The sequence below is a fragment of the Aminiphilus sp. genome, from assembly GCF_029975095.1.
Classification (GTDB): Bacteria; Synergistota; Synergistia; order Synergistales; family Aminiphilaceae; genus Aminiphilus.
The window spans coordinates 37,720-46,846 of the sequence record NZ_JARKPW010000028.1 but is presented as its reverse complement, the minus strand read 5'-3'; the positions used below and the strand labels follow the sequence as shown (position 1 = coordinate 46,846).

The following is a 9,127-nucleotide window of genomic DNA, read 5'->3' as shown; positions in this document are numbered from 1 at the left end:
AATACGCCACACCACCGAGAGAAAGCAGGAAAACTCTTCCTCTCTCGCAAGGATGGAGTCCGGTGATGCTACCGAAAATCGGCATTTTCTCCCACTCATCCAAATGTCAAGGGGGGGATAGAACAATGTCTATCGTTCGCCTCAAAAAGCAGGAATTTTCCGTACCAGAGCTTTTGGAGCTCTTCCTGGCGGAAAAGCGGCTCAACAGCATTTCTCCACGGACGATCCGCGACTGCGGTTTCCGCTCCGGAGACATTGACATTGCGAGGAGGCGAGGCCATGCAAGCCGCAAGAATCACGCATATTTCACAAAGAGCCCCGGAAACATGGCAAGAGGCGATGGAACGATTCCTCCGCTGGAAGACCGCGCAGGGATGCGCACCAAGAACGATTCGATGGTACGGAGAGACCGTGGAAACCTTCTTCAGCTGGTTCCCCACGGCGTGGAGCCCCGTATGTAAAGACTGTCTCTTTGCGTTTCCCTCCCAGGACGGCATCAGCCCGACCACATATAACGTACAATTGCGTGCGCTCCGACCCTTCTGCGTGGAGTAAGGCGCCTTCGACGAGTCCCCCCCGCCGAAGGGCTGAAGTACCGCAGAACGGAGCCCAGCATCGTGGACCACGACACGGACGATCAGCGGCGATCAGCGTATCCTTAAGGAAGCTCTGAAGAAAGACCTTTCGCTTTTCCTTGACTCGGGTCACATTATGCTCTGCGAGGCGCCACGAAGGTCTGACGTAGCCTTATGCAGAGGTTTCTTAACACTTCCTCATGCCCCGGATCCTTGCCCAACCTGGAAAACAGCCTCCCGAGCGGCGTACCCGGCAGCGCGTGAGGCTTCGGCGAGAATGCCCCAGAGCAGATCCCCCTCGCTGTGCACGTAGGCGGGCTGCCTCCACCGTTCCAGGAGCGTCTCGAGCACAAGGAGTCCCGCAGCGAAGACCGGCGCCCGCCGGGGGTCCATTCCGATCATGCCCCGTTGCTTTTCCCGGCTCATGTTCGCGTAGTGTTCCCGCAGGGCGACGACATCCCCCAGGGAAACACGATGACCGTGAAGCATCTCCGGAGTATAGGCGGTAACGGGGATTTTCCGGAGCACCATGCACAGCGTGGAGGATGTCCCACCGATGCCTACCGGGCAGGAAATCATTGAGCAACCAAAGGTGGAATCAAGACTATCGAGAGCGCTCCACACATGAGCCTTCATTCGGGAGTGATCCTCCCCGAATTGATTGGTGAGACGCACCACACCGAGAGGAAGGGAGAGGACGTCCCTGGAATCGGCAATCTCCAGACTTCCACCCCCAAGATCGAACACGGGCGAGGCATCCGGAAAAGCGGTTCTCGCCCCGAGAAAACTGTACCGTCCCTCCTCCGTTCCGGAGAGAATGCGCAGTGGTACGCCGAGGCTGTCTTCGAGCCGCTCCCGGATCTCCGCCGCGTTGGTGGCGGCACGCAATCCCTCAGTGGCAAAGAAAAAACGCCGCGACCGGGGAACGTCCAGCACATCGAGACGTCTTTTCCGTGCTCGAACTTCCCGGAGCGTCCGTTCGAGCACCTCCGGAGAAACAATCGCCTTCTCGCCCCGAAGCCCTTCGGCAAGACGGGTAATTTGTGCACTGGAGTCCACACGGACCATACGCTCGTGGCGCACGGCGACGACAAGGGACCGGACGGAATTGGATCCCACATCCACCGCGGCGAAACGTTCCATATCACTCATGACGTTTTTCACCCAGACAGGAGAAACGGTCGGGGGACGGGCAACTCACGGGGGCAAAACGCTCGCGGAGCCACGCCTCTCCCGGATGCTCACCGAGCCCGAGCCACGAGGCCACCTGGAGATGCAGGCATTTCACCGTTGGAGCGCTTCCGAGGCGCGTTCCGCCTACGCCCCCTTTCCGGAGAGAAGCCCACGCGGCACGTCTATGGAGCAAGGCAAAACGGCGCGCCCCTTCGGAAAGGAGCGCCAGTCGAATCAGGGAGGAACGGAGATGGTAGGCAACCCACCGGGAATACCGTCTGCGGAGAAAAGCCTCAAAGGCGGGGACCCCCTGACGTGATTCCTCCCGGGAACAGCGATCGCGCAAAAAGGGACAGGTAAGCCAGAAGGTTGTGGGAAAGGGAGCGGCACCCCGAAAAGGAAGACAGAGCGCCACCAAAGGCGCACCCCAGGCGCAGCGCCGCGAGAGTGCGAACACCGCCTCGGCATCGAAGCGACGGTCCTGCATCTGCCTTCGCAAACACCCCGCATCCCCGGGAAGAAGCCTTTCGAAAAAAAGTGGGGGGCAACCGCCCCCCACTCTCAAAAACCCGCCTCCGGTTACCGCCAGTGATGGACTCATTTTTTCCCGACCCGTTTCTTGGTACCTTTCGGGTTTTTCATCTTGCTGTTGAGATCTGCGATTTTTTCGTCGCTCTGCTTGAGGAACTGGGAAAGGCGTTTTTCGAAATCCTCCGTCTTGGGTTGCGGGCGAACCTCTTTCGGCTGCATCGCCTTGAGAGAGAGATCAATACGCCCCCGCTCGTCGATCTTGATGACCTTGGCCCGAACGGTTTGTCCAAGCTCCAGAACATCCTCCACTTTCTTCACAAAACCGTGGGAGAGTTCCGAAATATGGATCATCGCCTTTTGTCCCGTTTCCAGCCTGACAAAAGCGCCATAGGGAGCGATGTGCTCCACGGTGCCCGCCACTTCATCGCCTACGTTCACAGCGACGACATCGGTGCTCTTTTCCTCTGCCATGCGCGTTCCTGCCCCTCCGTGTTCTCGGTTGAGAGTTGCCACAAGCTCTTCCGGCTTCCCCAGGCGCGAAGCCACCATGTACGAATTCTTCGTATCGCCACATGTCTCAGGATATCGAAGAACCACCCCCAGAGTTCTCCCGGCGAGAGACAGGAAGCCACACCCAGGATACGGATGGAGGCCCTGAAAGGCGCCGTACAAGAAGAAGGTGAAATGGCTGTCCCGCTTTCGTCCTCGGGTCCATCCAGACACAGAGGCGCCCCGATCCTTTGTCGAGGGCACTCCGCACTACACCATCCTTGATTATAGGCGTAAACAGGGCAAGCACGCTAGCACCCTCGAAGACGGGTTTCTCGCGAAAAAATGCGAGTTGGTTCGCTCTGTAGTGAGGAACTGAGCCGAGCAAAGCGCCACCGTTCCGGGCCGAAACAGTCAGACCGGTCAGAGGCACGATCCGAACATCGGCATCGAGGGTTGAAAATGAAAGCACCCTGATTCCTGGTTTTTCAGAAAAAACGACCCTGCGGGGAGTTTGGACGGCCTTGTTCCTCCAGCGAAAACACTGGGAGATCACGACCCTGTCGGCGGGAATCCCACCCCGCAAAGCCGGTCTCCTCGAAATGTTTCGGATCTCCGGAGAGCGCCCCGAAGAGACGGGGAAGCGACGCACGGCAATTCGTCCCATGAAAAGACGTTTCAGCGTTTCGAGAAGATGTCCTCCCTCGCTCCGGTTCACGCGTTTTCCTGTCCTTCTCCAACGATCTGAAGGGCCTTTCTCATACGGGAGAAGGGCTCCAGAGGATCCATCGTCTCCGTGATCTGCTGGAGGGTCGACGCCATATCCTGTATCCTCGCCCCATCCTCCTTGAGCAGCTCCACCCGAAGCGGCGCGGCAAGCGGCGACGCCTGCACGAGAAAGACCGATCCCTCCCCCTGGGGAAGCACCTCACCCACATGATCCAGCGGCGCGTGGGGGCTTTCCTGGAGAACGAGCACAGGTGAAGAAACCCTGCTGCGGAAGGAACGCAACAGCTCCCGGTCGCGACAGAACCACAGGGCCGGGCGAAGCTCCACCGCACCGAGGAGGCTCCCGAGAATCACTTCCTCTTTGAGATAGACGTCGAGAGCACCTCCGTACAGCACTTTTTCCACCCGAGAAGGAGAAATGGGATCCGTGTAACGAAAATCCCTCGGAATGCCTCGGTGGTCGGTGAGAAGTACGGCACCGCGGAAACTGCCGCTCTCCTCTTCGACAAGCACATATCCCAGAACGACATCCACGGATTTCGCCACAAGCACGTCCCCTTTCGATTTCACGGTACCTCGATCCGTCGCCAAGACATCAGGCGTAGAAGTCGAGACCGTCCGATCCCCCTTGAGGCGTCTCCTCCTCTTCTGCCCCACTCCGGGGATTCCGGGGATTTCCGCCCTTCTTTCCGGATCCCCCGCCGCTTCGTCCTTCCTTGCGGGACTTCACGTTGTCGTCCGTGCCGCTTTCGTCGCTCTCCCTCACCTGGTTGTCCCTGGCCTCGGCCTCGGCGACGATCTCCGCTCTCTGCTGGTTCTGCAAGGGCGCAGAACCAGGATCTTTGGCGTTTTGCGCCTGCTGCTCCGTTTTCCAGATGGACGACACCGCATCAAGAGGTCGAATCATCCGGTCTTCACCCCCTGCCTTTCCTCACCTCAATTGTAGGGGCGCGCCTTCACCTCTCCGTCAATGAAGGAGAAGGCGATGAACTGCATGGTTTCCCGCACCAGATAGGTCAATCCCCGGATCGTCACGGAAACACCGGGATAAACGACTTTATGTACAAGGACACGCCCTTCAGTCTTGGTCTTGTCCATCTGGGATTCCAGGGCGGCCAATTTTTCCTTGGCGATCTTGAATTGAGCCTGGAGTTGAAACTGGGCTCTCGTAAGCTTCAGAAGAACCTGGCGCTTCGCGTCGTCCAGCTTGCCCAGGGATTCGACCTTCTTGAGATAGGACACGTTGGAAAGGATCTCCTGGAGTTTGGCGTCCAATTCCTTCACACTCCCCTGGAGAAGTGTCCTTTCCTCAAGCATTTCTGGAGGAAGCCCCACTACGACTTCCGTTCGGGTTCCCATCTCACTGCCGAGGATTTCGCACCGTACTTCCTGTCCTGCCTGGATCTTGCCGCCGACGATAAGTCCCTTCTTGCCTCCCATGGCATCCACGACACCCCGGGCGCCCACGTCGCTGTGCATGATGGCCTCATTCACGCTGATATCCTGGGCACTGCGAATCCAGCTCTGATCGATGTATCCGGCTTCGATTTTCCCCTTCGCCTGGATTTTGCCCCGATTCATGCCGCGCACACCGCCCCTGATGGCGATGTTTCCCTCGGCGGTGAGAAAGGCTCCCTCCACAACGCCGCCCACGACGATATTGCCTCCCGCGGTCACCTCGAATCCTTCCCGAACGGTGCCCTTCACGTGCACATCCCCGACGAATTGAATGTTTCCCGTGCTGTAGTCCACGTCACCGTGAACCTCAAAAACAGGGAGCACGGTGAACTTGTTGTCCCGTACCGTCACATGTCCGTCGATTCCGGCAAAAAGACGCAGGCCGTCCTCGGAAAGATACGTGTTCGTACCCGAGGGAATGTTTTTGTCCTTCACTTGACGCGCCTTGATGAGTTTCCCCAGCACACTCTGCCCGTCCCTCTGGGGAACGGGGGGGATCTTCTCAAGAAGCTCCTGCCCCTTCACCACGTTGACCACCGTGCCGAGTTCCTTCATGTCCACCCGGTTGTCGTCGATTTCTTTGGGTTTCGCGCCGTGCATCTCCACCTTGTAGACGAACTCCGCATCCTTCCCCTCCACCGGCGCGGTACCCGTGGCGGCTTCGGTCCACTTACCGTCGATTCTGGAGGAAACGAGGCGCTGGAGGACATCCTCTCTGATTCCGTGAACGACGCCGTACTCCTTGAGCGTCGTCTTCAATTCCTCCACCGTAGGCCAGGGTTTGCCCAAAGGCGGAAGGATTCTGATCTCCGCCGTGAGCGCATCTTCAGCGATGCGCACTCCCACCTGTGCCGCCCTGTCCAGTTCCGGGCGCCGGTCGGCAATGCGGACCGGTTCGCCGGGTTTCTCGTTCACGGCGCGCAAGACTGCATCGCCGTCGTACTCCTCGATCTCCCTGGAGCGAATGAACGCGACCACGTCCGCGAGCGCAACTTCCGCCGACGGCTCAATCAGAAGGTACACTCCGTCGGAAGCCATTTTCAACCGATATGGACGTGTTTCCACGTTCATCCCTCCTCAGAATGTCGCGAGAATGCCGCGAAGATACGCCAGCGCCTTGCCGTGGAGCTGGGAAACCCTGGATTCCGTCACCCCCAGAACAGCCCCGATCTCCTTGAGGGTCAAACCATCCCCATAATACAACGACAGAAGCAGGCGCTCCCGTTCGGGAAGCTTTTCCAGGGCACCCACCACCATTCGGAGTTCGTCCTCCTGTTCCAGCAATGCCTGTGCGGACAAGGCGTCATCGGGAAGAGAGGCCCCTCTTTCCACATCACCATCCTCCATAGGAACGACTTCGTCAAGGGAAACCACGTAACTCCTGCTCGCCACGTCCAGGAGTTCTCTGTACGCCGCATCATCCATGCCGAGTTCTCTCATGAGAAGACGGTCCTCCGCCCGACCGTGCGCCTGCAGAAGCTTCTCCGTCGCTCTCTCGAGCCGCTGGAGTTTTTCGCGTCCCGTCCGGGAGATCCAATCGTATTTCCGCAGTTCGTCCAGGATGGCGCCGCGAATCCTCGGAACGGCGAAAGTTTGAAAAGAGAATCCCCTCGACAAGTCGAATCGGTCAATGGCGTCGAGGAGCCCAAGGACTCCGAAACTGTAGATATCCTCGTAGTCGAGCCCGGGAGGCGGCGTCACCGCCATACGTCCCGCGACGAAACGCACCAGGGGAAGATATCTCGCGACGATGGCCTCCCGCAGAGGAGGCGTCGGTGTCTCCCTGTATTCTTTCCAAAGATGCGCATCGGTCCGCTGCTGTGCCTGTGTCATGGGAAAGCCACCTATTCCAGAAAGAAAAACCAGTACACGCCGAAGAGCAAAAGAAGCACCGCAGCGATGAAGAGTCCCACCTGAATGAAGAGCTTCATCGAGAGGATCGAACGGCGCAATACATCGTACTTCGAACTGTGAAGACGTATGCGATACGTGGGGGAGAGCTTCATGGCTCCCACGATCCCCTCGGAGATGCTCAGACGGACTGAGATATCTCCCGTGGGAAGGGGACGTACTTCCTCCACGGCGAACGCGGGCACGAGACCGCTCCGGGAGATGAGGCGCCCGATGAAACGCCCCAATCCCTGGGCCTGCTCGAAAGAGACCTCCACCACATCCCCGACGCGAAGCGCCGAGACGGGCTTACCGCGCACCGGATCGAGAACGGGAGCACAGAAGATCTTGATCTCTTCGATGCCGGACCGGCTTTCTTTGGGTGGCGGGCTCTCCTTCGGCTCCTCCTTCCGCTCTTCCTGTTTCTTCCCCAGAGGAGACATGTCGAGGCGAAGCCGGTTGAAACGCTCCATGTGAACATCCACGATAAATTCCACCCGGAACTGGTCGCTCAGGGACTCTTTCAACCTCGTGACAAAGGTTGCCATGGCATCGGAGGACTGAAAAAGAACGTTCATCGCCGTGGGAGTGAGAAGTGGCTCGAGAATGGACTGGGTCTTGCGGTACATCAGGCGATCGGGGAATGCGGAAATGCCGGTGAGAGCCGCCCGGACCGATTCCCAACTCGCCCTGGCGGTAAATCCCTGCGGAAGTTCATAGGTTCCAACCCAGACGACGCTGTCCACAATCGTCCCCGCATGTCCATCCGCGACGATGCAGAAACCACCGTTCACCTCGCCGCGGCGCCGCGCTTCGAACCGTCCCTTGATGGCAAGATAAGCCGGCGCCAGGGACTTGAGCATATCCCTCGCCTTGTCCGGATCTTTGTCCAACGTGGCCGCAGCAGCCTGGACATCCTCGGGGGAACAACGCAGCAGACGCGCCAGTTCCTCGAAAGAGATGCTTCCTCCTCCCCGGGCGTTCGAACCCGAATCGACCGTAGGGCTCTCTTCGGGGAAAGCGACCTCTGCCTCCGTGTCAACCGGCGGAAATACGGCAGCTGCGTCTTCGCTGTTGTGGGCGGGCGTGGCGTTTCTTTCCGCATCGACCATACCACGGATCCTCCTGGCTGTCGCCTCGAATGCATCGATTTCGTTCAGATTTCTTTCGTGCCGGTGCCGAGAACTTTGACGGTCAATGTCCACTGGGGCACGGCGAACTCGATGCTGCGTCCCTTGTTTCCTCCGGTGTCCTCGGCGATGAGAGGGATTCTGTGCTGTTCAAGCCATTTTTTCGTCGCCTCGATGTTTCGCGCACCCACGGCAAGAAGTCCCGACTCCTTTCCCGGAACAGAGAACATCTGAGCCCCTCCGGCGATCTTCGCCTGAAGATTCGTCGGGAGAGCGCCGAGGGAAAGCAATTCCTGCAACAATTTCGGAACCGCCGTGTCGGCGAACTTGCCCGGCTTCGGGACGCTTTTGCTCTCCCTGCTGTCGGGAAGCATGATGTGCGCCATTCCCGCCACCTTGTTCTTCGGATCGAAGATGACAAGACCGATGCAGGACCCGAGTCCCAACGTCACGAGTACGGAGGGGTGTTTGACGGCAACGAGATCCGCCATGCCGACGTGAATGGTCTGAGCCATTCTCAACACACCCCCAGCTTCTCCAGGAGCACGGCGAGCGCTCCCGGATCCGGCACCATGATGACGTTGCCTCGGATCTCCTGCTGCACATCCATCACCTGAAGAGTCGTCTTCACAATGACGGCGGTCTCTCCCATGACACCGAAGATGGAGGCCACCACATCCATGATGGCCCCGAGCATGTCGTGCGCCACCGAAGGCACCGAGGCCGGGAGAACGTAGCCGGTCATCATGGAGATGGCATTCAGAAAAGCGCCGAGGATGATGTTTCCCACCTCGGAAAGGGCGCTGTCCCGCATCTGTATCTGCACGTCAGGATCCATGCCGCTGATGTCCATGGAGAGCAACAGGTCCGCAAGCCCCTGCGCTTCCTCCTCTTCCATGACGAAGATCAGATTGCAGGAAAAATCACCCTCCGCACGGATGAGCACGGCACAGACCTGAGCTTCCGGAGAGCCGTACCGGAAGGGGATATCGTAAATCGACACGAGATCCGCCACGGGGACCTCCATGTCCACCGCTCTCCCCAGGAGCTGGGAGAGCGCGGTGGCGGCGTTCCCCGCTCCGATGTTCCCCACCTCCCGAATCGCGTCGAGCTGTAGTGTGGAGAGTTCGAGTTCTTCCCACTCCATGGGGA

The 9,127-nt window shown here is 58.9% G+C and carries 10 protein-coding genes; all 10 read right to left on the bottom strand.

Translation table 11 applies throughout. The features are described from left to right. Positions 1-773 precede the first annotated feature (773 nt). The 10 genes from Q1K49_RS01865 to Q1K49_RS01820 all read right to left on the bottom strand — a co-directional run bounded on the left by Q1K49_RS01865 (position 774) and on the right by Q1K49_RS01820 (position 9,122). Positions 774-1,727, bottom strand: coding sequence for a phosphatase (locus Q1K49_RS01865; protein ID WP_300522122.1), 954 nt, complete (start codon positions 1,725-1,727; stop codon positions 774-776). Then, positions 1,720-2,247 carry a DUF501 domain-containing protein gene (locus Q1K49_RS01860; protein ID WP_300522121.1) on the bottom strand — a complete coding sequence of 176 codons (528 nt, stop codon included), beginning with the start codon at positions 2,245-2,247 and terminating at the stop codon, positions 1,720-1,722. Before Q1K49_RS01860 ends, Q1K49_RS01865 begins: the two co-directional genes overlap by 8 nt. 98 nt (positions 2,248-2,345) lie before the next feature. After that, complete coding sequence (locus Q1K49_RS01855; RefSeq protein ID WP_300522119.1) at positions 2,346-2,750, bottom strand: S1 RNA-binding domain-containing protein; 405 nt, start codon at positions 2,748-2,750, stop codon at positions 2,346-2,348. A 732-nt stretch (positions 2,751-3,482) separates the two neighbouring features. Continuing rightward, the gene (locus Q1K49_RS01850) at positions 3,483-4,067 is read right to left on the bottom strand and encodes a hypothetical protein (RefSeq protein ID WP_300522117.1); all 585 of its coding nucleotides are present in this window, start codon (positions 4,065-4,067) and stop codon (positions 3,483-3,485) included. A 25-nt stretch (positions 4,068-4,092) separates the two neighbouring features. Beyond that, a complete protein-coding gene (locus Q1K49_RS01845) occupies positions 4,093-4,404 on the bottom strand; it encodes a hypothetical protein (RefSeq protein ID WP_300522115.1) in 312 nt (103 codons plus the stop codon). A gap of 29 nt (positions 4,405-4,433) precedes the next feature. After that, positions 4,434-6,020, bottom strand: coding sequence for a FapA family protein (locus tag Q1K49_RS01840; RefSeq protein ID WP_300522114.1), 1,587 nt, complete (start codon positions 6,018-6,020; stop codon positions 4,434-4,436). A 12-nt stretch (positions 6,021-6,032) separates the two neighbouring features. Continuing rightward, on the bottom strand, positions 6,033-6,788 hold the full coding sequence (locus Q1K49_RS01835; protein WP_300522113.1) for a FliA/WhiG family RNA polymerase sigma factor: 756 nt from the start codon (positions 6,786-6,788) through the stop codon (positions 6,033-6,035). 11 nt (positions 6,789-6,799) lie between these two features. After that, complete coding sequence (locus Q1K49_RS01830; RefSeq protein WP_300522111.1) at positions 6,800-7,957, bottom strand: hypothetical protein; 1,158 nt, start codon at positions 7,955-7,957, stop codon at positions 6,800-6,802. A 44-nt stretch (positions 7,958-8,001) separates the two neighbouring features. Beyond that, positions 8,002-8,490 (bottom strand): chemotaxis protein CheD, encoded by a 489-nt coding sequence (locus Q1K49_RS01825; RefSeq protein ID WP_213693850.1) that lies wholly within the window; start codon positions 8,488-8,490, stop codon positions 8,002-8,004. 2 nt (positions 8,491-8,492) lie between these two features. Then, entirely contained in the window at positions 8,493-9,122 is a 630-nt protein-coding gene (locus Q1K49_RS01820) for a chemotaxis protein CheC (protein ID WP_300522109.1), read from the bottom strand. Positions 9,123-9,127: the final 5 nt, after the last annotated feature.